Origin of the sequence: Vibrio intestinalis (assembly GCF_025195085.2) — a bacterium.
Classification (GTDB): domain Bacteria; phylum Pseudomonadota; class Gammaproteobacteria; order Enterobacterales; family Vibrionaceae; genus Vibrio; species Vibrio intestinalis.
Genome location: NZ_JANAVY020000001.1, coordinates 1 through 26,464 on the forward strand (window position 1 = coordinate 1; position 26,464 = coordinate 26,464).

The 26,464-nt window shown below is 45.2% G+C and carries 18 protein-coding genes; 11 read left to right on the plus strand and 7 right to left on the minus strand.

Translation table 11 applies throughout. The features are described from left to right. Nucleotides 1–158: 158 nt before the first annotated feature. Nucleotides 159–3,308 (plus strand): ExeM/NucH family extracellular endonuclease, encoded by a 3,150-nt coding sequence (locus MU515_RS00005; RefSeq protein WP_260258306.1) that lies wholly within the window; start codon nucleotides 159–161, stop codon nucleotides 3,306–3,308. Between the two features lie 47 nt (nucleotides 3,309–3,355). On the opposite strand, the gene MU515_RS00010 is transcribed toward MU515_RS00005, so the two are convergent. After that, a complete protein-coding gene (locus MU515_RS00010; protein WP_260258307.1) occupies nucleotides 3,356–4,789 on the minus strand; it encodes an SDR family oxidoreductase in 1,434 nt (477 codons plus the stop codon). Nucleotides 4,790–4,888: 99 nt separating this feature from the next. On the opposite strand from MU515_RS00010, the gene MU515_RS00015 reads away from it, so the two are divergent. The 5 genes from MU515_RS00015 (at nucleotide 4,889) to nhaA (ending at nucleotide 12,072) form a co-directional block, all read left to right on the plus strand. Continuing rightward, nucleotides 4,889–6,265, plus strand: coding sequence for an MATE family efflux transporter (locus MU515_RS00015; protein WP_260258308.1), 1,377 nt, complete (start codon nucleotides 4,889–4,891; stop codon nucleotides 6,263–6,265). A 122-nt stretch (nucleotides 6,266–6,387) separates the two neighbouring features. Next, entirely contained in the window at nucleotides 6,388–7,059 is a 672-nt protein-coding gene (locus MU515_RS00020; protein WP_260258309.1) for an ABC transporter ATP-binding protein, read from the plus strand. Further along, complete coding sequence (locus MU515_RS00025; protein WP_260258310.1) at nucleotides 7,040–9,493, plus strand: ABC transporter permease; 2,454 nt, start codon at nucleotides 7,040–7,042, stop codon at nucleotides 9,491–9,493. Before MU515_RS00020 ends, MU515_RS00025 begins: the two co-directional genes overlap by 20 nt. Continuing rightward, complete coding sequence (locus MU515_RS00030) at nucleotides 9,494–10,615, plus strand: lipocalin-like domain-containing protein (RefSeq protein ID WP_260258311.1); 1,122 nt, start codon at nucleotides 9,494–9,496, stop codon at nucleotides 10,613–10,615. 311 nt (nucleotides 10,616–10,926) lie between these two features. Further along, entirely contained in the window at nucleotides 10,927–12,072 is a 1,146-nt protein-coding gene (gene nhaA, locus MU515_RS00035) for a Na+/H+ antiporter NhaA (RefSeq protein WP_260258312.1), read from the plus strand. 56 nt (nucleotides 12,073–12,128) lie between these two features. On the opposite strand, the gene MU515_RS00040 is transcribed toward nhaA, so the two are convergent. Beyond that, nucleotides 12,129–12,752 carry an OmpA family protein gene (locus MU515_RS00040; RefSeq protein ID WP_260258313.1) on the minus strand — a complete coding sequence of 208 codons (624 nt, stop codon included), beginning with the start codon at nucleotides 12,750–12,752 and terminating at the stop codon, nucleotides 12,129–12,131. Nucleotides 12,753–12,754: 2 nt separating this feature from the next. Beyond that, nucleotides 12,755–14,068: a TolC family outer membrane protein gene (locus MU515_RS00045; protein WP_260258314.1), complete on the minus strand. Its 1,314-nt coding sequence runs from the start codon at nucleotides 14,066–14,068 to the stop codon at nucleotides 12,755–12,757. A 758-nt stretch (nucleotides 14,069–14,826) separates the two neighbouring features. Between MU515_RS00045 and MU515_RS00050 the strand changes: the two genes are divergently transcribed. From MU515_RS00050 to nspC, 3 genes are all read left to right on the plus strand, one after another. After that, on the plus strand, nucleotides 14,827–17,712 hold the full coding sequence (locus MU515_RS00050) for a pyridoxal phosphate-dependent class III aminotransferase (protein WP_260258315.1): 2,886 nt from the start codon (nucleotides 14,827–14,829) through the stop codon (nucleotides 17,710–17,712). A gap of 13 nt (nucleotides 17,713–17,725) precedes the next feature. Then, entirely contained in the window at nucleotides 17,726–18,979 is a 1,254-nt protein-coding gene (locus MU515_RS00055; protein WP_260258316.1) for a carboxynorspermidine synthase, read from the plus strand. 89 nt (nucleotides 18,980–19,068) lie between these two features. After that, nucleotides 19,069–20,202 (plus strand): carboxynorspermidine decarboxylase, encoded by a 1,134-nt coding sequence (gene nspC, locus MU515_RS00060; protein ID WP_260258317.1) that lies wholly within the window; start codon nucleotides 19,069–19,071, stop codon nucleotides 20,200–20,202. 82 nt (nucleotides 20,203–20,284) lie between these two features. Here the strand turns inward: nspC and MU515_RS00065 are convergent, their stop codons facing one another. The 3 genes from MU515_RS00065 to MU515_RS00075 form a co-directional block, all read right to left on the minus strand. Further along, nucleotides 20,285–21,898, minus strand: a complete 1,614-nt coding sequence (locus tag MU515_RS00065) for a methyl-accepting chemotaxis protein (RefSeq protein ID WP_260258318.1) — start codon at nucleotides 21,896–21,898, stop codon at nucleotides 20,285–20,287. A gap of 190 nt (nucleotides 21,899–22,088) precedes the next feature. Next, nucleotides 22,089–22,598, minus strand: a complete 510-nt coding sequence (locus MU515_RS00070; RefSeq protein WP_260258319.1) for a glycine cleavage system transcriptional repressor — start codon at nucleotides 22,596–22,598, stop codon at nucleotides 22,089–22,091. A 216-nt stretch (nucleotides 22,599–22,814) separates the two neighbouring features. Then, entirely contained in the window at nucleotides 22,815–23,714 is a 900-nt protein-coding gene (locus tag MU515_RS00075; protein ID WP_260258320.1) for a DUF3943 domain-containing protein, read from the minus strand. Nucleotides 23,715–24,050: 336 nt separating this feature from the next. On the opposite strand from MU515_RS00075, the gene MU515_RS00080 reads away from it, so the two are divergent. Further along, the gene (locus tag MU515_RS00080) at nucleotides 24,051–25,298 is read left to right on the plus strand and encodes a CinA family nicotinamide mononucleotide deamidase-related protein (RefSeq protein ID WP_260258321.1); all 1,248 of its coding nucleotides are present in this window, start codon (nucleotides 24,051–24,053) and stop codon (nucleotides 25,296–25,298) included. A 182-nt stretch (nucleotides 25,299–25,480) separates the two neighbouring features. Further along, nucleotides 25,481–25,747, plus strand: a complete 267-nt coding sequence (locus MU515_RS00085; protein WP_260258322.1) for a hypothetical protein — start codon at nucleotides 25,481–25,483, stop codon at nucleotides 25,745–25,747. Nucleotides 25,748–25,810: 63 nt separating this feature from the next. Here MU515_RS00085 and MU515_RS00090 read toward each other — a convergent pair whose 3' ends face one another. Further along, the gene (locus MU515_RS00090) at nucleotides 25,811–26,365 is read right to left on the minus strand and encodes a hypothetical protein (RefSeq protein WP_260258323.1); all 555 of its coding nucleotides are present in this window, start codon (nucleotides 26,363–26,365) and stop codon (nucleotides 25,811–25,813) included. Nucleotides 26,366–26,464: the final 99 nt, after the last annotated feature.

Consider the following 26,464-nt stretch of genomic DNA (forward strand, 5'->3'; position numbering starts at 1 on the left):
ATAATCATGCACGAGTTTCTCATATTTTTAACTTCATGATCAGATCGTGATTACCTTGAAAAGTTCCCAATAAAATAAAGTCTTTTATTTTCAGTGGTTAAAGTTCGATCCCACCCTTATTAGCGGGTGCGATCGGCGCAGTATTATCTGGTGGCGTTTTGGCTGCCTCAACCATTAATGACATTGTTATTACAGAGTATTTGGAATCAAGCGTAAACAAATACGCAAGAAACAGCAGCATAGAAATTACCAACAATGGTGATTCTGACTTCACCTTCACTGCTCACGCTCTTTACTACGGCTCTGGAGGTAATAAGAACAAAGTAATGAAGCCAGACGGAACCACTCCCGTTCTTCAGGGCGTGGTTATTCCGAGCGGTGAGAGTATTGTAGTCGTATCTGATGATGCAACAAATGATGTAACTGATGCAGTGGCAAACAATAGTTCCCGAATTATCTACTCAGGTAGTTACAACCACTACGATGGCGGAACACCAATAGGTTATGCTGCGCTCAACTTTGATGGCAATGATGCAGTTTGGATCGCTGAAGACTCTGATCCAGACGCTATACATGACATTATTGGTGATAAAAACTCTGAGTGGGGTAAAGAGAAGACTTTCCGCCGAGTTGATACCGCAAAAACACCAGACGCAACATATAACTCAAGCCATTGGGTATCAGTAGGCACCGATGAATACTCAGACCTAGGTAAGCCTACCTATGAAACAGCGCCGTCATTGCCAAAACCATGTGATGCAGCCTCGGAAGCGAGCGCTGAAATCTATGAAATTCAAGGTTCAGGCAAAGTCTCTCCGCTATACAATAACGGAATCACTTATGAAGTAACAGGGACTGTGAGTGCAGTTTCACCAAGTTTTGCTAAAGGTTTCTACTTAGTCAACCTTACTGGTGACAATGACTCAATGACATCGGATGGTATTTTTGTTGATGCGAGTGATTCGAACCTGACTGTAGATGCTTCGCTGATTGGTAAAGAAGTGTGTGTGGTGTCAAAAGCATTGGAGAGCGAAGGTGCTGATGGCGGTATGACTTACTTGAAATCGGAAGACGGTAACTGGCAGATCATGAACGATACACCAGTCACGGTAAACCCGGTTGATCTTGTTCGTTTAAGCAGTGATGCAAACTTTGAAGCGACACTTGAGCGCTATGAAGGCATGTTTGTAAAGACAGTTGAAGACATGGATGCATCAGTTACTGGTAAACAAGATATGCGTGTATCTCGCACTATCAGTTATGACTATGATGCGGGACGCAACAATATTGTTATGGCTTATGAGCGCCCAAATCCTCAGCCGAACCAAGATAATATTGCTGGCTCTCAAGCTTCTCACGATCAAATGGCAGAAAATAATGACCGCCGTTTATATTTAGAATCTGATCAAGCTCCAGCTAACGGAAAAATTAATTACTACCCAGATTTTTCCTATGACAACTATGTGCGCATTAATGACTCTGTTATTGGGGTTGAAGGTGCCATTCACTATAGTGATGGACAATTCCGCATGGTTGTTCAAGATGGCACAGCATATACGGCAAGTGATGAAATTTTCGTACATAACACGCCTCGTAATTCAGGCCCGTCATTGGAGAGAGATTACGATAAGGGCTTTACCATTACGGTGGCTACACAAAATGTGTTGAACTTCTTTAACTCGCCATACGGCGGCAGCGACAACCAATTTGGTGATAACCGAGGTGCGGAGACGGAACTGGATTACGAACGTCAAAAAACAAAGATTGTTGAGGCGATTTATGATCTTGATGCAGACATCATTGGTTTGATGGAGATTGAAAACAACGGTTTTGGTGACTTCAGTGCAATTAATGATTTGCTAGCTGCAATAAACGCGAAATACAGTAACGATAAATACTCAGAGAAACACTACAAAAACTCGATTTCTAACCGTTATATTTTCGTTGGTTTTGATTCAAACGGTGACATGATCTTAGATGAAAATGATGCCGTCGGCAGTGATGCGATTACTACCGGCCTCATTTATCGTCCTTCTACAGTTTCTGTTAAATCGGGCAAAGTGATTGCTATGCCGATGCAAGATGCTCCGACTATCGTTTATCCAGACGGAGGTGCGATTATTGATGATAAAGGCGAAGTGCGCGAAAGCGGCCAAAATTATCAACGAAATTCTATTGCTGCAACATTCCAAGTTCTACATACAGGTAAAAAGTTAACTGTAGCGGTTAACCACCTTAAATCAAAAGGTTCTACTTGTTATGAAGATTGGCAAGGCTGGGAGACGTGGGAAGGCTTTGACCCTGTAAAAGACGATGTTCAAAACTTAGATTATCAAGGCAATTGTGAGAATTTCCGTGTAGCTGCTGTGTCTGAGTTAGGTGAACGACTTGCCGTTATTGGCGGTGATCAAGTGGTGTTAGGTGACTTCAATGCATACGCTCATGAAGACCCAATGCTCGTGATGACAGCGATTCCTGCTGGTAAAGAAATTAAAGCCGCAGGGTACACTTATATCGACGGAAAACCTCAGTATGGTCCTGAAGGTAGTGTGATTACAAAATCGTATGGTTATGTAAACGCGGTTGATTTATTGGCCGAACCGGGCGAGACCTCTTGGAGTTATTCATATAATGACGAAGTAGGTTCGCTTGACCACCTATTAATCACTAAAACGCTAAAAGGACGTCTGGTAGATGCGACTGATTGGCATATCAATGCACCAGAGTCACCTTTGATGGATTACAGCAGCAAATACAAAACGAGCTATGGTGCTAGTGAACCGAACCCGTTCTACGATGAATCACCATATCGTTCTTCGGATCACGATTCAGCGCTAGTGAGTTTAGGGTATAAATATGCGGAAGCAGGCGAGAATCCAATTCAAATCGCGATTAAGAGTGGCCGTACGGATATCGCATTCCCAGTAAATAGCAATGCGCTGGATGGTGATGTTGCCGAAATAGCGATTTCTCCACGTCCTGATGGTGTTGCGCTACCAAAAGTAACCTTAAATAAAGATGGAGCTCAAACAGTCATGTTTGATGTGACTGGCCTTGAAAAAGGCGAGTACACTTTTACCATGACATTGAGAGGTCAGCGTACTGCAACGGCAAGTACCGTCTCCGCAGCGGCAATGCAAGAGATTGATTCAATGACGTTTAGCGCGGAACTAACGAGTCAAGATTCTTCTAATGTTGAGCCAATTCTAGAAGAATATGATGGTTCTGGAGCTGGTGGTAGTTTAGGTTTTGGCGCCTTATTATCGCTATTCGGTTTTGGTTTCCTTCGTCGTCGTTTTAACGCTTAAGCCAAGATTATAGCTATTAGCCCCGTGAAACAGCGGGGCTATTTTTGTTATTTATTTTCTTCCGCTTTGCTGCATATTGCTTTAATCATGCCTTTGAAGATAAACAAATGCGCAGGCATCATGGCGAACCAATAGAGTAATCCTTTAAACCCTTGTGGATGCCACCATGCGGTGACGTTGATTGAGCGATGCTGTCCATGATCTTCAATGGTAAATTCAAGCCTGCCGAGTCCGGGGCCTTTCATCCCAAATAATAGTGATATAAATTTTCCTCGCTCACAGCGAATCACTTTCCAAGAATCAATGAAATCACCCACTTTTAACTCTGGCCCCTCTGGTCTGCGCCTAATTGGCTTTTGACCGCCAAAGAAAATATCCAGCCATTCTCGTGTACGCCAAAGGCCATTGGCAAAGAAGTAACCTTCTTCTTTACTGCCAACTTTGCTGATCACTTGCCAAATCTCTTCTGGTGATGCGGTTGTCGTCTGGCTTGCTCCGGTTTGTTTAGGGTAGTAACCATAGCCAGATTGCCAGCGTTTAAATGCCGCTGGATCAAACCCCCATACGTTACTTCTGACAAACCCGCCCTCACTTTCAATGCTTTGTTCTACCATTTGTTCAAAACTGATCATTGGTTGCGGGAATTTTGCTTGAATCTCCTGACTATTGGCAATGAAGTCATGCTCAAGCCCGGCCATCAGGGCTTTACCGATACTAGCAGGTACGGAGGTGACAATACCTAACCAGTGAGACGCCATCGAAGGCGTTAACAGCGGTGTTGACCATAATCGATATGGCCGATTACTCGCTTTACACAAAACTTCAAATTGCTTGCGGTAGGAGAGGGTATCTGGGCCGCCCACTTCAAATAGTTGGCTTTCGTTTGGGCTTTCTTTCCCTAAGCAAAGTAGGTAATGATTGAGATTTTGCAGTGCTATAGGGTTTGCTTTGGAATCGACCCATTGGGGCGTAATAAGAACAGGGAGGTTGTAAACAAAATCACGCATGATTTCGAAAGCGGCTGACCCCGCGCCAATGATGACGCCCGCTCGGAGCTCTGTAACCGGAACACCTGCTTGGCGGATGATCTCACCAGTCATTTGCCGCGCTTTTAAGTGCTGAGAGTCACCAGTTTGTGGCTGGATGGCGCTAAGGTAAATCACGTGTTCAACGTTAGAGTGTTTTAATGCGTCTCTGAAGTTCTCTGCTAGGCCAATCTCATAGTCAACGAAGTCATGACCATGCGCCATGCCATGCACCAGAAAATACACCAAATCAAATTGTGGAACGAGCTGTGCGGTTGCATCTTTATCCGCCAGATCTAAATAGCAAATATCCAGATTTGAATGGGGCATCGCTCTCGCGGTGAGGTAATCGATTTGCCGCGCCGCAGCGGTGACGTGGTAACCCTCATCACACAGTAAATTCAATAACTGAGAGCCAACATAACCTGAAGCGCCTAAAACTAGGACTCTTTTCATCTGGTCACCTACTATTTATGTGGTTGTTTTTTATGCATCATTCTATAATAGCCTGCTGATTTGGTAATTGTACCAATCATTTTTCTTTTGAGGTTGTAAGTGTCTTTGTTTTCACAAGTTTTTGACCACACAAAAGGTGACTTTTTGCGTCGCCTTATTGCTATTGCTTTACCTATCACTCTGCAAAGCATTATGTTTTCAAGCCGTGGCTTGGTCGATGTTTTAATGCTAGGTCAGTTGGGCGAGGCTGAAATCGCCGCCATTGGCGTAGCGGCGCGTGCGACGTTCGTTACCACCATCATGCTAGTGGGTGTGACAACTGGTGGTGCAATGCTTACTGCGCAATATTGGGGTGCTGGTAATCGCCAAGGGGTGCGAGAAAGTACCGCGTTAACTTGGTTTGTCGCCAGTATCTTTGGCCTGCTGACTGCTTTGATATTTATTCTGATCCCTCAGCAAATTATGGGGTTAACAACGGACTCTGCTGAAGTTATTCAATTGGGTAGTCAGTACATGGTGATCACATCCGTGACCATGCTGGCGGTTGCTTCGGTTGCGAGTATGGCGGTTGGCCTACGTGCGATGCACAAGCCGGGAGTCAGTACTTTTTTCAGCGGTATTGGCATTCTATCCAACGTATTTCTTAACTGGATATTTATCTTTGGTAAGTTTGGCGTACCGCCAATGGGAATCAAAGGCGCGGCGATTGCCACTGTTCTCAGTGGTGCGATTGAGGTAGCGACCTTGTTTGGCTACCTGCACTTTAAAAAGCACCTGCTTGCTTTTGGTCTCAAAGATATTTGGGCAACCTTGGTGTGGGATAAGGTTGTGCGCTTCTTAAAACTCTCAATGCCGACGACATTTAATTTTCTTGCTTGGGCGGGGGGCTTGTTTGCATACCACGCGATCATGGGGCAATCGGGCGTTCAAGGTTTGGCTGCTTTATCGGTAATGACGCCGGTGGAATCTATTTCTTTGGCTCTGCTGATTGGTATGTCGAATGCTGCTGCTGTGCTGATCGGCAACCAAATTGGTGCGAAGAAATATGATGAAGCGTATTACCAAGCGATCGGAGTTACCTTGCTTAGCGTGCTGGTGGCAATCTCTGTTTCGCTATTATTATTCCTAGTGCAAGGCTTGGTACTGGATTCATTCAGTGCGTTGAGCGCAGAAACCAGAAGCTTGGCAGACAAGTTTATTGTGATTTTGAGTATCGGGATCATCCTGCGCTCAGTGCCGATGACAGTCATCGTTGGTGTGCTTCGTGCTGGTGGGGATGTGAAGTTCTGTTTGTATCAAGATTTGGTTGCTCAATGGCTGATTGGTATTCCTGTTGCGGCTTTTGCAGCTATCACGCTCGGCTGGCCTCCTGAATGGGTTTACTTGCTCTTTTTGACCGAAGAAGTGATCAAATGGGGCGGCTCAATCTGGCGCATGAATAGTAAGAAATGGCTAAAGAATTTGATTGAAAATTAGATCTAAGATGTCGCTTATATGCAAATTAATGCGTTTCTTGTGATCTGGTAGTCAAAACGCTTCCTACAGAGCCTGAATTAGTGTAGATTCACACTCCTAATTTATTCTTAAGTGAGCGAGAAATGTTACGGCTAACAGACCTTTGTAAGGGCTATGTAGATGGTGGTGAATTTCACCCCGTATTACAAGGTGCTGAATTGTCGTTGCAACAAGGTGAGCAGATTGCCTTAATGGGCGAGAGTGGTTCTGGAAAGAGTACACTGCTAAATCTAATCGCTGGCTTAGATATCGTTGACTCAGGCCAAATAGAGTTCCCGGATTTTATCATGCACGATGGTAAAGAGAGTAAGCGCACTGCTTACCGTAGGAACAACATTGGCCTGATTTTTCAGCAGTTTAACTTGCTGCCTACCTTGAATATCGCTGATAACATCCGTTTTTGTCGTCAATTGAAAGGCTTACCTGAAGATCATGGTCTGTGGCGTCAAATTCTATCTGCATTGGATCTTATGCCTCTATTGGGGCGCTATCCTGAAGAAGTGTCTGGTGGTCAGCAACAACGTGCTGCGATTGCTCGTGCTTTATACATGGAGCCTAAATTGCTATTGGCCGATGAGCCGACAGGTAGTTTGGATGAACGTAACGCAGAAGCGGTAATGCGCTTATTAACAACGCTTACACGGCAGTTAGAGTGTACTTTGTTGTTGGTTACTCACAGTGAAAAAGTCGCTCAACATATGGAAGGGCGAGTGAGATTACAAGGAGGGCAACTGCATGTTATGGCCCGTAGCTAAAGCACTACTTGGTCACTACAGACGTTACCCTTTTCAAATACTTTTAGTCTGGCTTGGTTTAACGCTCGGCGTCTCACTATTGGTCGGTGTGACTGCCATTAATGAACATGCGCTGCAAAGTTACACGCATGGCGAAAAACTATTTTCTAATCCTCTCCCATATCGCATCCGTCCTAAGCACGAAATCAATCAGATCCCTCAAGGTTATTATATTCAGCTTCGTCGTGAAGGCTTTAATCAATGTGCGCCATTTAAAACGGCGCGTTTGAGCACCGCATCGGGCACTGATCTGATGTTGATTGGTCTTGACCCAGTGGCGATGCTGCAACTGCAACCGGGTGTGACATTAAGAGATATACCGACGCTAAGCCTGATGCAGCCGCCTTATCCTATTTTGGTCAGTAGCGATCTGGCTGGTCACATGGGTTGGCAAGACAATGGTTATATTCAGCTAGATGATGGCAGTGAGCTTGGCCCTATTATGCTGGATAAACAGGGCATGTTAAACGGCACGCGAATCATTGCTGATATGTCGCTGCTGCGTATGTTGCAACGCGGATCTGGCTTAAACGCTATTGCATGCGGTGAAATGCCGAAAGAAAAACTAGCGCGGCTTAAAGAAAGCCTACCGAGTGGTATGACACTATTTCGTAGCTCTGGCTCTGAGCTACAGTCTCTTACTCAAGCATTCCACATGAACTTAAGTGCAATGGGGATGCTGGCCTTTTTAGTTGGCCTGTTTATTTTCTATCAAGCGATGTCGCTATCGCTGACTCAGCGCCAGCCGTTGGTGGGTATTCTGCGTCAAACTGGGGTTTCGGGTTGGCAGCTTACGCAAGCGCTGTGTTTAGAACTTGTGGTACTGGTTTTGGTGAGTTGGTTGTTTGGTAACGCACTGGGTATGTTACTGGCTAACCAATTGATTCCAAGTGTGTCTGCAAGCTTGGGCGATTTGTATGATGCTAATGTTGGCCTATCGATTGAGTGGTCGTGGAAGTCTAGTCTGTTTAGTCTTGGCATGTCAGTACTGGGGGCGTTTTCTGCCTGTGCTTGGCCGCTAGTTCGTTTACTTCGTTCGCAACCAATACGTTTGACTACACGTCTATCTCTACTGCGTTTTACTGGCACTGAATTTACTGTCCAAGCTTTGATCGCTTGTGCTCTGTGTGTCGCGGCGATCGCTATTTATCAAGCGCCACAGTCGCAAGAGTCGGGCTTTGTGATTATTGCGTTGATGCTATTGAGTGTGGCTCTGTTTACGCCATTCTTAATTTGGCGTCTGTTCATTAGCTTCACCTACTCAATGCGCTGGGTAAAAGTGCGTTGGTTTTTCTCTGATGCGGCTGCGAGTATGAGCTACCGCGGTGTTGCGACCATGGCATTTATGTTGGCGATGGCGGCGAATATCGGTGTTGAGACCATGGTGGGTAGCTTCCGTGATACCACGGACAAATGGCTAAGCCAGCGCTTAGCGGCCGATCTTTATATCTATCCTAATAACAGTGCTGCGGCTCGCATGAGTAGTTGGCTAAGCAAGCAACCAGAAGTTAAATCTGTGTGGTGGCGCTGGGAAAAAGAAAGCACAACTCCTAATGGTGTGCTCCAAGTGGTGAGCTCCGGAGCATCAGAAGGTGAGCTGTCTGCGCTTACGGTGAAACTGGGCGTACCAAATTATTGGTATCATTTGCATCACTCTAAAGGCGTGATGGTCAGTGAATCGATGGCGATTAAACTTAACATACGACCGGGTGATTATATTAACTTGTATGGCAAGTTAGGTGATGGCTGGCAAGTCGTCGGGGTATATTACGATTACGGTAACCCATACAATCAAGTATTATTGTCACACCGTAACTGGTTATACGCCTACGCAGGTAACGGCAATGTTGCGCTTGGTGCGGTTCTCAACGACGGTGTGCCTTCGGTTGGCTTAAAACGTCGCATGGAATCTGTGTTTAGGCTCAGTTCCGATAGAATTTATGACAATAGCAGCATTCACAAACAAGCGATGCGCGTGTTCGACCGTACTTTCTCTATTGCGGATACACTTGGCAACATTACACTCGTGATAGCGATATTTGGTATTTTCTTCTCTACCGTCGCAGGCGAAGTATCAAGGCAGCGGCATGTCTCCTTGCTGCGGTGCTTTGGTTTGTCGGGGCGTGAGTTAATAGTGATGGGCAGTTTACAGCTGTTTGTATTTGGTGCGATTTCGATAATTGTCGCTATGCCTTTAGGTTTAATGCTCGCCCACTTAGTGGTCGATATCATTATTAAACAGTCGTTTGGCTGGACGTTACAGATACAGTTTATTCCTCAAGAATACTTACATACAGTCGCGCTTGCTATGATGTCACTGATGGTGGCTGGCGCAATTCCTGTCATTAGGATGGTCAGGAATACTCCTATGAAATCGCTAAGGGACGCGTTATAGATGACTAAAAAGGTTAAGGGACAAACCGTAAAACTTGGCTTAGCTATATTAGTGCTAACGCTCATACTGAGTGGTTTTATCTATGACCGATTCCAATCTGAAAACACCTTAACATCAGACAGTGAAGTGACTGTACTGCGGGCGAAAAACGCGAACGTGTTTGAGCCCGTACTGCCAGATAATCCCGTTATTCTTCCTGACGATTTCTCATTTCAAAATGAATACCAGCATGGCTGGTGGCACTTCTTTGCTAATGTTGCCGACCGCAACGGTAATCAATATGGCATTCAGTGGAGTTACTTCCGCATCGCAAGCCAAGATAGAGAACGCTCAGGTTGGCAAAGCCCTCAGCTATTTATTTCCAATATCGTTATCTCTAGTGGGCAAAAGGTTTGGAAGGAGCAACGCATCGCTCGTGGTGGCATCGGCCAAGCGGGAATGATTCCAGCACCCTTTAAGATATGGATTGATAACTGGATGTGGCGTTCACTCGGTCGAACGCCATTTCCGGGGCAACTGCTGACAGAGACCGATACATTTAGCCTAAATATTCGCAGTAACACTGCTGGGCCATTTGTTTTGCCCGGAGATAGGGGCTATGTTGCTAAGCATGATCTCTTGCCGATTGCCTCGCACAAGGTAACGATGCCTTTCCTAGACGTTGTGGGAGAGATAACCCTTGATGGTGAAGCGTCAATTCGAGTGTTCGGCTCGGCGTGGATGAGCAAAGAGTGGGGCAGTGGCTTACTAGCGGAAAAGCAGAAAGGTTGGGACTGGTTTGTATTGAATCTGGATGATGAAACAACCTTGTCGGTAAACCGTTATCGTCATTTCAAACAAATGCCACACGTGTTTGGTACGCTATCGACCAACGATGGCAAAGTGGTGCAATTGCAAGATGAAAATATCCAATTTGAACCTGTTAAGTTGACCACGTTACCAAACAACAAAACCCTACCGCTGCAATGGCGTGTGGTCATTCCTAAGTACCAAGTCGATCTTACTGTCAGTGCTGTCAATGACCAGCTCTGGCTACCCTTCATTATTCCTTATTGGGAAGGTCCAATCAAAACAGAGGGCAGTCATAACGTTACTGGCTTTATGCAGTTGACAGGCTATTGATACTCCTACTATTAATTAAATAAGCGCTTTGTTTCTTATTTGTGAAAACAGAGCGCTTTTTCTATATTTTATGCGAGTAAACTAATAGCTAGTAGCCCTAATATACTGGGTTACACTGGATTCTCTAGCACGATTTATGCGTTATAGTGGATATTTGGCTGCGGAATATGCGCACAATAAAAGCGAATACCTCGAAAATACCGAAGTTAAACCTCTAAACAAGCGATTTTTCCTCGTAAGTTTATGTCTATACACTCTCGCTTATTCGTTGTTAATCGTTTATTAACATTATAAATATAAGGGACGATATCATGAGTGATATTATTCGCGACTTCTTTAAGATGGAGTCGGCAGGGGGAATTCTACTAGTAATTGCTGCGGCAATTGCGATGACCATTGCAAACTCACCTCTTAATGAGATGTACCAAGCCTTCTTACACACTTACGTGTTTGGTATGTCTGTATCTCACTGGATCAATGACGGCCTAATGGCGGTGTTTTTCCTGTTGATCGGTTTGGAAGTAAAACGTGAACTTCTTGAAGGTGCACTTAAGTCAAAGGAAACCGCTATCTTCCCAGCGATCGCTGCGGTAGGTGGTATGTTAGCGCCAGCGCTAATTTATGTTCTGTTCAACATTAACGATCCTGAAGCGATTCAAGGTTGGGCGATTCCTGCCGCGACTGATATTGCATTCGCATTGGGTATCATGGCGCTACTTGGCAGCCGAGTGCCGGTAAGTTTGAAAGTGTTCCTACTTGCGTTGGCTATTATTGATGACTTGGGCGTTGTAGTTATTATCGCACTGTTCTACACAGGCGATCTTTCTACTACAGCACTAGCGATTGGTTTTGCGATGACGTTGGCGCTGTTCTTATTGAACTCTCGCCATGTTACTAAGCTGACACCATACATGATTGTAGGTGCGATCTTGTGGGTTGCAGTACTGAAATCTGGCGTGCACGCAACGCTAGCGGGCGTGGTAATTGGTTTCTCTATTCCACTGAAAGGTAATAAAGGCGAACGATCACCGCTCAAACATATGGAGCATGCGCTTCACCCATACGTTGCGTTCTTCATTTTGCCACTGTTTGCCTTCGCAAACGCAGGCATCTCGCTAGAAGGTGTATCGGTTGAAGGTCTAACTTCTATGCTGCCACTGGGTATTGCGATGGGTCTATTGGTGGGTAAACCTCTAGGTATCTTCACCTTCAGCTGGGCAGCAGTGAAAATGGGTGTGGCTAAATTACCTGAGGGCATTAACTTCAAGCATATCTTCGCTGTGTCTGTGTTGTGTGGTATCGGCTTCACCATGTCGATATTCATCTCATCACTCGCGTTCGGTCCTGTTAACGCTGAGTTCGATACCTATGCGCGCTTGGGTATCCTGATGGGCTCAACGACTGCCGCAGTGCTTGGTTACTTCTTATTGCATACCTCGTTACCTAAGAAGTCGTAACCGCAAAATAAATAAAAACGTCTCGGATTATCCGAGGCGTTTTTGGTTCTAACGAATTACTTTTCAATAACAGTAAAGATATTCCACTCTTCAACCACTTCTTCGTCTAAACCCACAACAGTGGCAGTAACTTTACGATTGCGAGCATGGGATACTTCATCATCGCCAGTGGCTTCTAATTTGGTATCACCAAAGCCCACAATAGTAACGCGATCGGCCGCAATACCATTTGAGAGTAGCTTTTTCTCTACTGCCATAGCGCGGTTTTTCGATAACACTAGATTGTACTCTGGGCTGCCGACTTTACTGGCGTAACCTTGAATTTCGATATTGGCCGAGGTGTACTTGTTCAAGAAATCCGACATGCTTGCGATTTGATCTTCAAATACAGGATTAATCTCATATGAGTCGTTGGCGAAGAGAATGCGTAACTGGCGCAGATCTTCGGTAACAACGGTTTCCCCACAACCATCGTTATTGACTAACGAGCCTTCAATGGTACCTACACACAAATCGCGCGCATTAACTACGCCATCGCGGTCATCATCAATGAGATCGGCGATCTGCTCGGCTTCAGGTGTTTCAATATAGTCGTACTCATCTTCGTAAGGCGCCGATTGACTGCTACAACCGGCAATCAATGCGACGGAGATGAGAGATAATGCGAATCCATGTTTCATGATCAGTACTCCACTTTTTGAGTCCACTCAGATGGCACATCAACCAATAGGGCATCGAGCAAGTTACCAGTGGCATTCATAACACGATATTTGGCGTATTGTTCGGCATAGTGAGCATCGAGATAATCTTTACGCGCTTCAAATAGCTCGTTTTCGGTGTTGAGCAAATCCAGTAAGGTACGCTTACCAATTTTGTATTGCTTTTCATAGGCAATAACGGTTTCTGACGCTGAATCAACGTGGTCAGCAAGGAAGTTCTTTTGTTGTAGCGTAAGGTCCAAAGCGCTCCAAGATAGACGTAATCCTTCTTCTACTTGACGATAAGCGTTGTCTCGTAAGTCTTTCGCTTTGTTTAGTTGGTAAGCGGCTCGTTCAGCTAAATCTTGGTCACTACCGCCGTTATAAAGGTTGTAACGCATTCTAAGCATCGCAATGGTTTCATCACTCGACCCTTCTTCGCCACCAGCGTCATCTCGCCAAGATTGGCTCGCTTCAATTGAGAAGGTAGGGTAGTAGTTGCCTTTCGATTGATCGTATTGGAAACGCGCAGCATCCACATCAGCAACAGAGACTTGAATCACCGGATGATTAGCAAATGCTTCGTCGATAGCTTCATCGACGGTTAGCGGCAGTTTGGTTTCGTCTGCGCGAGGGTAAATCAAACCGAGTGGGGTTTGACCAACAATACGCATAAATTGGGTATGAGTGTCGATTAAGTTGTTTTGCGCGGCCAGTAGGTTACCGTGCGCTTTTGCAATACGCGCTTCAACTTGAGATACGTCAGCGGTAGAGCCAATGCCCGAATCGGCGCGCTTTTTAATGTCGCGGTAGATGTCTTTGTGCGTCGCTAGGTTACTTTCAGAAAGGGCGAGCACTTCTTCTGCTTTTACGGCATCGAGGTATATCTCGGTGACTCGCAGTGCCATGTCAGATGCATCCGCGACGAGTTGCAATCGGATCGATTCCGCTTCTGCGGCGGTTCGGTCCATATCATTAAGGGTTGCGTTCCCGTCCCACAGTAGCTGGGTTAAGCTTAAGGTTGCTTCCTTTCTGGTTAAATCTGTATCGTCTCGCCCGGTAGAATCTGCTGGATTGATCCTTTCATATCCGATGCCAGCATCTAAATCGAGACTCGGTAAATAGGCACCACCAGAGGCATCGTTAAGTTTTACCGCACTCTTGTATTCATTAAATGAGCTTTTGAGCTCGGGGTTGGTATCAAGTGCAATGGCGACAGCTTGCTCAAGGGTTTGACCATGGCTGTTAAAACTGGCTGCAATCAGGCAGCTCAATATTAATGGCTTATTCCAACTCACAGGACTCTCCTTTTTTGAGGTACTGGCTATAGGATTAGACAGATGCTTCCATACGTCAGCAGTATTTGGTTCAGCTATATAAAGGTTAGTTGAGTATTTGAAAAATGGAGAATTTTTCTTAATTTCGAGCTAAAAGTTTCGAACTAGAAGAGGGCTAGCACTTACGATTGAAGTAAAAACAATTTGTTAAAATGAGTTTTATATCATCACCAAGTGTGAAAATGACGACGTAAATGGCTAGGGTGCTGATTTTGTATTGCTTTTCTTCAAGGGCGAATCTTTTTATAGAGCATATGGAGAGGCGAGTTTCAAATCATCGAGGTTATAAATAGATTTATTAAAAATGATTGCTAGATGATGTCAGTTTATGTTACTTTCGCGCGTAATCTCGGAAGTGATATTCAATCGCCTCTGGGGGAGACGCGTAACGAGCATTCGGGCTGAGTGAACGTTACGTAGGGTAGGTATCGATAAGTCTTTTATCGATAGACGGGATACTAATGTCGTTAACGCGACATGTGAATGGGAAACCCAACATTGAAATCATTAAACAAACACACTCTGATCAGCTTTGTTCTTCCTAAATGCCCTGTTCTTCAGAGCAGCAGCATTACTGAACCTTGATTTATCTCTTTGACATGTAATCCATCTTATCGATGGGTCTGATTTCGCATACCTAAAATTTGCGGAAGGATTGTTGTATCTCACGTTCGGCCATTAGATGCCGAAGGGAATAATTACATTTCAAGGGAATAGATATGAGCACAGCCTTTGAAGTCGATACACTTAGTATCGCGACCCCATTTTCAACTCAGGTTCCGCAAGTTAATGGCCTTTACGACCTGACACCTGACCAAATTTTGCTAGAACAGCAGCAGCATGAATCAGAAGTGCGTTCATACCCACGCCGCTTGCCGATTGCAATAAAACAAGCACATGGCGTGCTGGTTGAAGATACCCGTGGCCAACTGTTTTTAGATTGCTTGGCCGGTGCGGGTACTCTGGCATTGGGTTATAACCACCCAGAAATTAACCAAGCGCTAAAAGAACAATTAGACACAGGTTTACCTTACCAAACGCTCGATATTACCACCGAAGCAAAAGACAACTTCATAAAGCGCGTTAAAGGGTTTCTTCCTCAAGAGTTTGCCCATAACTCGGCGATTCAATTTTGCGGGCCTTCGGGCGCAGATGCCGTAGAAGCGGCAATCAAACTGGCCAAGCAAACTACTGGTCGTAATACCATGTTCGCTTTTCGCGGTGCTTACCATGGCATGACCAATGGCACCATGGGAATGATGGGCAATCTGGGCACTAAAGCGCGCCGCACTGGCTTAATGTCAGATGTTCACTTTATGCCGTTCCCCTACAACTTGCGTTGCCCATTTGGCCTTGGTGGTGATGAAGGTGCGAAAGCGAGTATTCGTTATATTGAGCGTCTGCTTAACGACGATGAAGCGGGCATAATGAAGCCTGCTGCGATGATCGTAGAGCCCGTACAAGGTGAGGGCGGTGTGATTCCGGCTCCAGCTTTTTGGTTACGAGAGCTGCGCCGACTGTGTGATGAGCACGGCATCTTATTGATTTTCGATGAGATCCAATGTGGTGTAGGTAAAACGGGTTATCACTTTGCATATGAAGAGTCGGGCATTCAGCCTGATATTCTTTGTCTTTCTAAGGCGATTGGTGGTGGCTTGCCAATGTCGATTTTGGTCTTCGATAAGAAAATCGACACATGGTTAGCGGGTGAGCACACAGGGACTTTCCGTGGTAACCAACTGGCGATGGTGTCAGGTGCGAAAGCACTAGAAATCATCGAGCGCGATAATTTGGTAGAGCATGCCAATGTCGCAGGACAATATTTACGACATGGCCTAGAAGCATTGCAGCAACGCGTTGATTGTATTGCAGAAGTTCGCGGTAAAGGCTTGATGTTGGGTGTTGAAATTCGCAAGCCAGGCAAAGCGCTAAACAAGTTTGGTGAGCCGTTAGCTGATGGTGAACTGACGCTAGCTATTCAACGCGCGGCGCTTGAGCGTGGCCTTATGGTTGAAAAGGGCGGGCGTGAAGGCTCTGTGATTCGCTTTTTGCCACCAATGATCATTTCATTTGAGCAGATTGATTTTGCTTTGCGCGTATTAGAGCAAGCGATTTTAGCCGCGGGCGGTCATTTGCGTGAGCCAATTGCACAACAAGACGATTGGCGTCAGCACTTTATTCAAACTGGTGCGCTAGGTAGCGAGCATTACCAACAGTTAATGCAACAAACTACGTCTGCTATCAAATCGGTGTTTGAGGATGTCGAGCAACCTTACTCTGGCTTAGAGCCAAAACAGCTTGAGCAAGCCATCCAAAATTTGGATTTAGATAGTCACGCTGATTTGTCGCAAGTCATTACCGATACGACAGACTTGGTGGTGAAAAACTCTATCTTTGTTCAGCACCCTGATTGTATTGCCCATTTGCATACGCCTCCGTTGATGCCTTCTATCATCGCTGAAACAATCATCGCGGCACTGAACCAATCGATGGACTCGTGGGATCAAGCATCTGCCGCGACTTACGTTGAACAGAAAGTAGTGGATTGGGTGTGCGATAAGTTCGACTTAGGTGAGCGTGCTGATGGTGTGTTTACCAGTGGCGGTACGCAAAGCAACCTGATGGGGCTGTTGCTCGCGCGTGACTGGGTTGCCGATAAAGTCGCAGGTCATTCGATTCAAAAACAAGGGCTTCCAGAGTTTGCTAGCAAATTACGCATTCTATGTTCTAAAAAATCTCACTTCACTGTGCAAAAGTCAGCCTCTCTGTTAGGATTGGGTGAAAATAGCGTATGCTGTGTTGCTGCTAATGCAAATGGCACTATTCAAGTCGAGGCACTTAAGGCAGAAATTGAGCGCTTAACGCAAGAGGGTTTGATGCCATTTTGTGTTGTAGGTACGGCGGGTACAACCGATCACGGCGCGATTGATGACCTAAAGGCCATCGCAGATTTAGCCAATCAACATAAGCTGTGGTTCCATGTCGATAGTGCTTATGGCGGCGCTTTGGTGCTAAGCCGCCATAAAGAGCGTTTAGCAGGTATTGAGTACGCGGACTCTGTCAGTGTCGATTTTCATAAGCTGTTTTACCAAACCATCAGTTGTGGTGCGGTGTTATTAAAAGATAAATCGAACTTTAAGTATTTGCTTCATCACGCGGATTATTTGAATCGCGAACATGATGAGCTGCCGAACTTAGTTGATAAGTCGATTGCAACCACTAAACGTTTTGATGCACTTAAAGTGCTGATGACGATGCAAAATGTGGGACCCAACGCCTTGGGGGAAATGGTCGATCATCTGATTGAACAGACCCTGCAAGTCGCAAATCTTATTCGAAACCATGAAGGCTTCGAACTGTTGGCCGAGCCGTCACTGTCGACGGTGTTGTTCCGCGCCAACAACTCTATTGTCACGGATCTAGACACATTGAATAAAACTCTGAGACTGCAGGCGTTGACGCGTGGTATTGCGGTACTTGGAGAAACGGTAGTCGATGATAAGTCAGCACTTAAATTCACTATCTTAAACCCGTGTTTGAAGATTTCAGATTTTGAATCTTTACTAAGTAAAATCAATACTCTAGCACTTGAGCTAGCAGAATAAAGGTAACGAAACTATGGCAATTCTACAGATTGGTGCAGGCGGCGTTGGCTGGGTAGTTGCACACAAAGCAGCTCAAAACAATGACGTACTGGGTGACATTACTATTGCATCTCGAACAGTAGCGAAATGTGAAAAGATCATCGAATCAATCAAAGGTAAAAACAACCTAAAGGATTCAACTAAGAAACTAGAAGCGCGTGCAGTTAATGCTGACGACGTTGACGCACTGGTTGCGCTAATTAAAGAAGTTCAGCCTGATCTCGTTATCAATGCTGGTCCTCCTTGGGTAAACATCACCATTATGGAAGCGTGTTACCAAGCGAAAGTTTCTTACCTAGACACATCCGTTGCGGTTGACCTATGTTCTGAAGGCCAGCAAGTGCCAGAAGCGTACGATTGGCAGTGGGGCTACCGTGAGAAGTTCGCTGAAGCGGGCATCACAGGTATTCTTGGCGCGGGCTTCGATCCGGGTGTGGTTTCAGTTTTTGCTGCATACGCAGTGAAGCACCTGTTTGATGAAATCGATACTATCGATGTTATGGACGTTAACGCGGGTGACCACGGTAAGAAGTTCGCAACTAACTTCGATCCTGAGACCAACATGCTTGAGATCCAAGGCGATTCTTTCTACTGGGAAAACGAAGAGTGGAAGCAAGTGCCTTGTCACTCTCGTATGCTTGAGTTTGATTTCCCTAACTGTGGTACACACAAAGTTTACTCAATGGCGCACGATGAAGTTCGCTCAATGAAAGAGTTCATCCCGGCGAAGCGCATTGAATTTTGGATGGGCTTTGGCGACAAGTACCTAAACTACTTCAACTGTATGCGTGACATTGGCCTACTAAGCCCAGATCCGTTAACGCTACACGACGGCACAGTGGTTCAGCCTCTACACGTACTAAAAGCTCTGCTACCAGATCCAACATCTCTAGCGCCAGGCTACACGGGTCTAACGTGTATCGGTACTTGGGTTCAAGGTAAGAAAGACGGCAAAGAGCGCAGCGTATTTATCTACAACAACGCTGACCACGAAGTAGCATACGAAGACGTAGAGCACCAAGCGATCTCTTACACAACTGGCGTTCCAGCGATCACTGCTGCACTTCAGTTCTTCCGTGGCGAGTGGGCTGATAAAGGCGTGTTCAACATGGAGCAGCTAAACCCAGACCCATTCCTAGCGACAATGCCTGAAATCGGTCTAGATTGGCACGTACAAGAGCTAGAAGCAGGTCAAGGGCTTCCAGTGATTCATGAGCTTGAAAAGTAAGTCGCAATTTACCCTTCTTCGCTTAAAATAATCTAAGGTTAAAGCCGATGCTGATGCGTCGGCTTTGTTCGATTTTGGAAAATAGAAAGATGCAACATAACGAATTAAAAACTCCATATTTTATGATCAACGAAGATAAGTTGATTGAGAACTTAGAGAAAGCAAAGCAGCTAAAGGAAATCTCTGGCGTTAAGTTGGTACTGGCGCTGAAATGTTTCTCAACTTGGGGTGTGTTCGACATCATTAAGCCTTACTTAGATGGCACCACAAGCTCTGGCCCATTTGAAGTAAAACTTGGTCACGAAACGTTTGGCGGTGAAACTCATGCTTACAGTGTGGGTTACAGTGAAGACGATGTACGTGAAGTGGCGGATATTTGTGACAAGATGATCTTCAACTCACAAAGCCAACTTGCAGCGTATCGCCATATTGTAGAAGGTAAAGCGTCACTTGGTCTGCGTCTTAACCCAGGTGTAAGCTATGCGGGGCAAGACTTAGCGAACCCAGCGCGTCAATTCTCTCGCTTAGGTGTGCAAGCGGATCATATTAAGCCAGAAGTGTTTGATGACATTAATGGCGTTATGTTCCATATGAACTGTGAGAACAAAGATGTGGATGCCTTTATCGGCTTGCTTGATTCTATCTCTGAGCAGTTTGGTCAATACCTAGACAAGCTTGATTGGGTGAGCATGGGTGGCGGCGTATTCTTTACTTGGCCAGGCTATGATATTGAAAAACTTGGCTTAGCCCTGAAAACATTCGCCGAAAAGCATGGCGTGCAAATGTATCTAGAGCCGGGCGAAGCCATTATTACTAAGACGACAGACTTAGTGGTAACCGTGGTTGATATCGTAGAGAACGTTAAGAAAACTGCGATTGTTGATTCCGCAACGGAAGCGCATCGCCTTGATACGTTAATCTACGATGAGCCAGCATCAATCTCAGAAGCCGCTCAAAATGGTGAGCACAGTTATGTGATTGGTTCATGCTCGTGCTTAGCAGGGGATCAGTTCTGTGAAGCCAGTTTTGATCAGCCGTTAGAGATTGGTCAGCGCCTGCACATCTTGGACAGTGCGGGTTACACCATGGTGAAACTTAATTGGTTCAATGGCTTACGTATGCCTTCGGTGTACTGTGAACGCTCAAATGGCGAGATTCAAAAGCTGAATGAATTTGATTATTCAGACTTCAAACGCTCACTTTCTCAGTGGAGCGTAAAGTAGTTTTAAACTGCAATGAGAAATTACAGAGCCCGCATTATGCGGGCTCTGTTGCTTAGTTTATCTCATGGTATTTATTCGGTTGTTACGCCAATTTGAAGCTTACGAGCTTTTCATCAAGCTCTCTGGATAGCGCCGCTAAGGTTTCACTTTCGCGCGCTAAATATACGGCTGCTTGTGACATTTCAATAGCAGAGTCATTGATGCCATTTACGTTGCGGTTCATATCTTCTGCTACTGAGCTTTGCTCTTCAGCGGCTGTCGCTATTTGGGTGGCTTTGTCGCTAACATGTTGAATATGGCTGACTATCATATCCAAATCTGAACCTGCTTTTTCTGCGAGATCGACACTGCTTCCCGCTAAGTTCTGGCTTTTTTCCATCGCTTCAAAGGTTGAGATGGCCAAAGTTTGGAGGTGATTTATCGTGTTTTGAATTTCGTTGGTCGAATCATTGGTACGGCTAGCTAAGCTGCGAACTTCATCTGCGACGACGGCAAAGCCGCGACCTTGATCTCCTGCTCGTGCAGCTTCAATTGCCGCATTTAAAGCTAGCAGGTTAGTTTGCTCTGATATACCAGAAATCACTGCAGTGACGTCACCAATTTCCATTACGCCTTCTTTTAATTTAGCGACTTGTTCTGAGGCATTATGTAGTTCACTAGAAAGAGATTTAATGCAGTCGACGCTAGAGTGAACGTCTTTGTCACCCATACCAGCTTCGCGGTTCGCTTGATGAGTGTCTCGGGCGGTGTCTTCTGCGTGATGGGCGACTTCTGCAACGGTTGCACTCATTTCATTCATAGCGGTAGCTAATTGACTCAGCTGATCTTGTTGGGCGGAAACCGCATGACTGGTTTCTTCTGCTGATGATGCAATTTGAGAAGCGGCGAGGGCGACGTTTTTTGAACCTTGCACCGAATCGGCGAGTGCACTTCTCACTGAAGCAACGCTTTCATTTATACGCTTGGCGACAACACCAATTTCATCTTTGCCTTTCACTGGTATTTCAGCGGTTAGGTCTCCTCGAGCGATGAATTCCATTGCGTGATTTATTTCGTCCAAAGGATGAGTAATCGCGCGCGTGATTATAACCCCAAGCACTATCATTACGGCGACGATGCTTAATGCAGCTATACCCATGCGCAGAACTTGGTTAAAAATCGAGGCTTCAATATCATTGATGATCATTCCTGAACCGACTACCCATCCCCATGGGGCAAAGCCTTTAACAATAGAGAGTTTGTCAGCAGGTATTCCTGCTGAGTCTTTCCAAGGGTAGGTGACTGAGCCTGATTGTCCACCTCTGGCGAGGTTGACCATGTCAAACCAAACTCTATCTTCAGCAACATTGGCATTCCCAAGTTGTTGGCCGTCTAATTGTGGCTGGACTGGATTGACAAGTACGATGCGATCTTCATTCATTACAAAGACATAGTTGTCACCATCGTAGCGAATTGCGCGGATGACCTCTTTGGCTTTCTCTTGAGCTTCCGCTTCAGGTAGCGTTTTATATAACACATTGATTTGAGAGAGAGCTGAGTCAACGACGGCATAAAGTCGAGCTTCTCGCTCGGCAATAAGGTTGTTTTTGAGAGTATTGCCAGAGATGAACAATAGACAAAGTGAACCAATCACGCTGGCAATGATCATGGTCGCCAGCTTTTGGCTGACTTTAATATTGCTTAAATATTGAAGCATGTTTTCGCTCCTTGCTATGACGTTGAAAGCATCTACTACTTAATGGTTATTTGTGAGTTATCTAGATAAATTCTGGTAGGAAATAGCATGGTTTTGCAGAGAAATTGTGACTTTGTTAACTTGGGCAAGTTTTTGACAAAAAAAAGGAAGCCATAGGCTTCCTGATATTTTTGTTGGTACGATTTATAAATCATTCAACGATGACGCGGGTATCCTCGCTTAAGGCTTCCAATTCATTGGCCACGTCGTCGATCTTCACATTGGTTGGAATTCGCATTGCGATATTGGCAGTAAATAAACTAGAGCTTACACCGCCACCCCCAGCAATAAACACGCGTTGGCAATCCATATCAAGGATATTGATGCCTTGTCCATCAAGCACGTGGGTGATTTCGTTAACAATACCTGCGCGATCATTGGCATCGAATCGGATTTGATAAATGGTATCGATGTCGTGGGTTGCACTGTCCGCATCTGAAATTTTAACCAGAAGGTCGGGGTGTGCTGTAAATGCATCTTGTACGAGTTGAGCATTGCTCTCAGGAAGTTCGATTTTGATGACAGCAGCAACTTGGTTTTCAATAAAGTTCACTTTGCTGATTAACCATTTACCCCCATTTTCATGGGTAATGGCGGCTAATTGTTTGATGGTTGCAGGGGTCGCTTTTCCGACGAAATTGACGATGAAAGTAGTATTCATACAGGCCTCCTGAATGCAAGCGCGGTGCGTTATTCAATAACAAACTTAATAAGAGTACGTCGTTATTGGTATAAATTCAGTGTAGAAGCGGAGGCGAGTTAAGGTTTGATATAGGTCAAGTATTTGACCTAATCGTCACGACAGATATTGAATATCGAACCTTAAGCACAAAAAAAGCGACGCTATTGCGTCGCTTAGTGTTTGATTTATCGTACTTTAGAAGGTGATTTCTAGCTCTACACCATAGAATTGGCTGTCGTAAGACGCGCCAGCATCTAGAGCGAATTTAGCGGCTTCTTGGTTACCAAACCAAGGTTTGCTGCTAAACTCAAATTCGGCGCTTCCGCCCCAAGCATCGGTTGCCCAACCGTGAATATGTCCTACTGGGTTTAAGAAGAATAGCGTTACGCCACCCATAGTTTGTGAACCCCATACTTCGCCGCCGGTTTCCACGATTTCTTGCTCAGCTTCAAACATCAGTTCGCCGACTACTGCACCAAAGAACGGTGTGATCACGATATCTTGCCATGATGGTACTTCTGCAAAAGATTCTACACCGTATTCCCAGAAGAAAGTCGATAGCACAGCTGAGTATAGGAACGAGTCAAACTCGTTAAAGCCTGCGTGACGAGCAGCAGTGTAGTAAACACCACCGAAGTACGGGTGAGCAATGTAGTTTAGGAAATGTTCATCACGGTCCCATACTGGGCCAGCAGTTACATTATCTTTCCATTTCTTACCTAGGTTACCAAGATCGCGATCTTCTTCATCCCATTTAGTGATAGATTCAGGAAGTAGCGTCATTAGGCCAACGGTAGCAACACTTAAACCTAGTACGGTGTATGTTTGCTCTTTCAAGTATTGCCAGTCACGCTGGTCTTGAACTTGTAGGTATTTCGGAAGTGGTGGCTCTTCGAGTTTTAACTCATCCTCTGTTAAGCTCAAAGCAAATGGGTCAGCGGATTGAGAATAGTTATAGGTGCTGTTATAAAGACTGTAGTCTTCGTTTTGATTCAATGTGTATGAAAATTCAATATGTTGGTTTGAATCAAACGTGTTAGCGTTAGCGCAAGCTGATAGTGACAACATCAAAGCGGCGATGTTTTTATTAAGCACGGAAAAACTCCACAGTCTTATACTCAAAGAGTAAAATATGAGTATTAAAATTATCTATTAAAGATGGATTATGGCAGCTAAATATCAAAAAGATCACTTTAACAGCCAATATTGCTGCTCAAATAGAGTTATTCGTATTGAAACAAGCATCTAAAAATGAGCAGAGCATCAGTTTTGACGATCCAAATCACAATTATCCAATAAAGTAACGGTAATAGAAACCGTAAATTGAGTTAAACGACGACTGGATCGGTTTTATGCTCCATATTTGACCAAGCAACTGGCAAACAGCGTACCGATTATATTTACGCTTACGTCGAATTTAAAGGAAAAATTATGTTAAAAATCGCAATGTTGAGCACAGGTGAAGAAGTCCTTCACGGTGACATTGTTGACACTAACGCAGCATGGTTATCAGAACAGTTTTTCCAAAAAGGCTTTGCGTTGACCAAGCGAAGCACAGTGGGCGATACCTTAGGTGCGCTGACTGAAGAGCTGCTTATGCTCAGCTTCAATAACAATGTGGTAGTGGTCAATGGTGGCTTGGGGCCAACCAGCGATGATGTGAGCGCAGAAGCGGCGGCAAATGCTGCGGATGTGCCATTAGAGCTATACGAGCAATGGTTAGAAAGACTGAGCGACTTTTTTGCAGCGCGCGGCGTCACTATGCCAGAGAGTAACCGCAAGCAAGCGATGTTACCGCAAGGTTCGCTAATGATCGACAACCCAATCGGGACTGCATGCGGTTTTAAAGTGATGATTAATGACTGTGCGTTCTATTTTACTCCGGGTGTGCCAAGTGAGTTTAAACGCATGGTCTCAGAGCAAATATTGCCCGATCTTGCACAGCAGTATGCGGGCGTTAAGGGGCTAGATTGTAGTCGTCTATATACTTTTGGTACGTCGGAATCGGCTTTGTCAGACAAGCTTGATAAGGTGCAATTGCCAGAGGGATATACGCTAGGTTATCGCTCATATTTACCTTATATCGAAGTAAAGCTATTTGGCCCAAAAGGGGATCTGGACACTCGTCTCAAGCTGATGCAACTGATCTTCAAATTGATTGAGCCAAACGTAGTTAGTGTCGATGAACCGATGCAGTCCCACGTTGGTCATCTTATTTCTGAGCGTAAGCAATCTATCGCGATAGCGGAGCGATCCACTCTCGGTCAATTGGCCTGCTGGCTGCATGCAGATGAACGTTCTGCGCAGTATTGTGGTCATGGCTGGGTGTTAGGTGGTCAAGTTGAAGTGGGGGCGAACGAGAATGACGCGTTGGCTGAAGCGTTTGCATTGGCAGGGGCGACGCGAGATAAATGTGCGACTGATATCGCGATTGTTTCCGGTCGTTTGCTTAACCGTAGCTTTACCGTTGCTTTGGCTACCCCTGAAGGGGAGTGGGGTCAAACGTTAACCTTCAACCGTGCTTATAACCGCGATGATCAAGCGTTAATTATCACAACAGTGGCTGCGGATATGCTGCGTCGCTATTTGTCTGGCCGCACCATGTTTGCCAGTTACAGTTCGCTGACCAGAGAGAAAGAAATGTATGTCCCACAAAGTGTTTTAGGCTCTGGGCATTAAAGAACCTTGCTCAGATTTTCTGGCTATTTTGGTCAATTTCTTGTGGCTTAGAATAAAATCTTCTAAGTGTTATGTTACTGATAATTATGTATAAAAAATTAAATCTTATTTTTAAGACTACATGTAACGGAAATTGATCTTACACTATTGATTGGCGCAGAAATGCTCACAAGGAGGTAGTGATGTTTCCCCAGTCGAAAATATTGGTGTGGTATCAAGTCGCAAGTCAAAAAGTGGTATTAGGCGAGGCGTTTAGCTCGGGAAATTCTGATGTCCACTCGATTTGGCGAAACGCAAAACGAGAAAATCAACACGATGAAGAGATGGGATATGGACTTTCTCTGTTCGATGATGATGGCCGTGAAGTGGCAGGAAAAGCAGTATCTGTTGCGACAGCAGACAATGTTCTTATGGGATTCGCAACCACAATGAATAAAGTAACCCTGTAATTAACATCCCCATTGAGATGAGCGCGCTGATTAGCGCGCTTTTTGTTTTCTGACAGTTAAGTTTTATAGCACTTTCAGGCACTGATGCGGCGGCAAGCTTAATAAGGTATTGGCAAAGTTTATCTTTTCATCTCGCCATTTTAGTGCGGCCTCTCGGCTTTGGCTCGAGTTGCGGTCAGCCTCAAAGTAGCTGCGTTGCGGTAAGCCATCTGCTGGTGTCATAACCATGCTTTGTTCATTAACTCTAAGTGTAAATAAGAACTGTCCTCGCTGACCAAGCTGCGCCGCAGGATGGTGCAGGGTAGTATCACAGCAATAACGTTTGTCGCGCAGTGCTCGGCATGTATATTCGAATGCGTCTTGTGTGCCACGGCCGGGGAATGACGTGTAAATGCTGATGCCGTCGCGCTGTAAAATTTCATTACCTGCCGCAAGCTCCACCGCGTATTGAACCAATCTAAAGCCAAGTACTAATCCACCCACACTTGAAATACCACTGTACTGCAATGCGCCTTCTATATTGAGTTTTAGCTTATCTTCTCCCTCATAGAGATAAAGATCAGGTTTTGCCCAGTCACTTTGTGGGATGAGTAGTTGTGTAATATCTGACGATTCCATTTGATTCTCCGCTGAGCAATTAGGTGTAGCGATATAATCTATACGAATGGGAATCATTATCAAATGATTTTAACAGGAAGTGAGGGTCGTGTTTGTAGC

What these genes read in the sequence shown, in the direction of transcription:
- MU515_RS00070 (WP_260258319.1), bottom strand. Translation starts at nt 22,598, where the DNA reads ATGAATACTACTTTCATCGTCAATTTCGTCGGAAAAGCGACCCCTGCA.
- nspC (WP_260258317.1), top strand. Translation starts at nt 19,069, where the DNA reads ATGCAACATAACGAATTAAAAACTCCATATTTTATGATCAACGAAGAT.
- MU515_RS00090 (WP_260258323.1), bottom strand. Translation starts at nt 26,365, where the DNA reads ATGGAATCGTCAGATATTACACAACTACTCATCCCACAAAGTGACTGG.
- MU515_RS00050 (WP_260258315.1), top strand. Translation starts at nt 14,827, where the DNA reads ATGAGCACAGCCTTTGAAGTCGATACACTTAGTATCGCGACCCCATTT.
- nhaA (WP_260258312.1), top strand. Translation starts at nt 10,927, where the DNA reads ATGAGTGATATTATTCGCGACTTCTTTAAGATGGAGTCGGCAGGGGGA.
- MU515_RS00020 (WP_260258309.1), top strand. Translation starts at nt 6,388, where the DNA reads ATGTTACGGCTAACAGACCTTTGTAAGGGCTATGTAGATGGTGGTGAA.
- MU515_RS00085 (WP_260258322.1), top strand. Translation starts at nt 25,481, where the DNA reads ATGTTTCCCCAGTCGAAAATATTGGTGTGGTATCAAGTCGCAAGTCAA.
- MU515_RS00030 (WP_260258311.1), top strand. Translation starts at nt 9,494, where the DNA reads ATGACTAAAAAGGTTAAGGGACAAACCGTAAAACTTGGCTTAGCTATA.
- MU515_RS00010 (WP_260258307.1), bottom strand. Translation starts at nt 4,789, where the DNA reads ATGAAAAGAGTCCTAGTTTTAGGCGCTTCAGGTTATGTTGGCTCTCAG.
- MU515_RS00065 (WP_260258318.1), bottom strand. Translation starts at nt 21,898, where the DNA reads ATGCTTCAATATTTAAGCAATATTAAAGTCAGCCAAAAGCTGGCGACC.
- MU515_RS00025 (WP_260258310.1), top strand. Translation starts at nt 7,040, where the DNA reads ATGTTATGGCCCGTAGCTAAAGCACTACTTGGTCACTACAGACGTTAC.
- MU515_RS00055 (WP_260258316.1), top strand. Translation starts at nt 17,726, where the DNA reads ATGGCAATTCTACAGATTGGTGCAGGCGGCGTTGGCTGGGTAGTTGCA.
- MU515_RS00080 (WP_260258321.1), top strand. Translation starts at nt 24,051, where the DNA reads ATGTTAAAAATCGCAATGTTGAGCACAGGTGAAGAAGTCCTTCACGGT.
- MU515_RS00040 (WP_260258313.1), bottom strand. Translation starts at nt 12,752, where the DNA reads ATGAAACATGGATTCGCATTATCTCTCATCTCCGTCGCATTGATTGCC.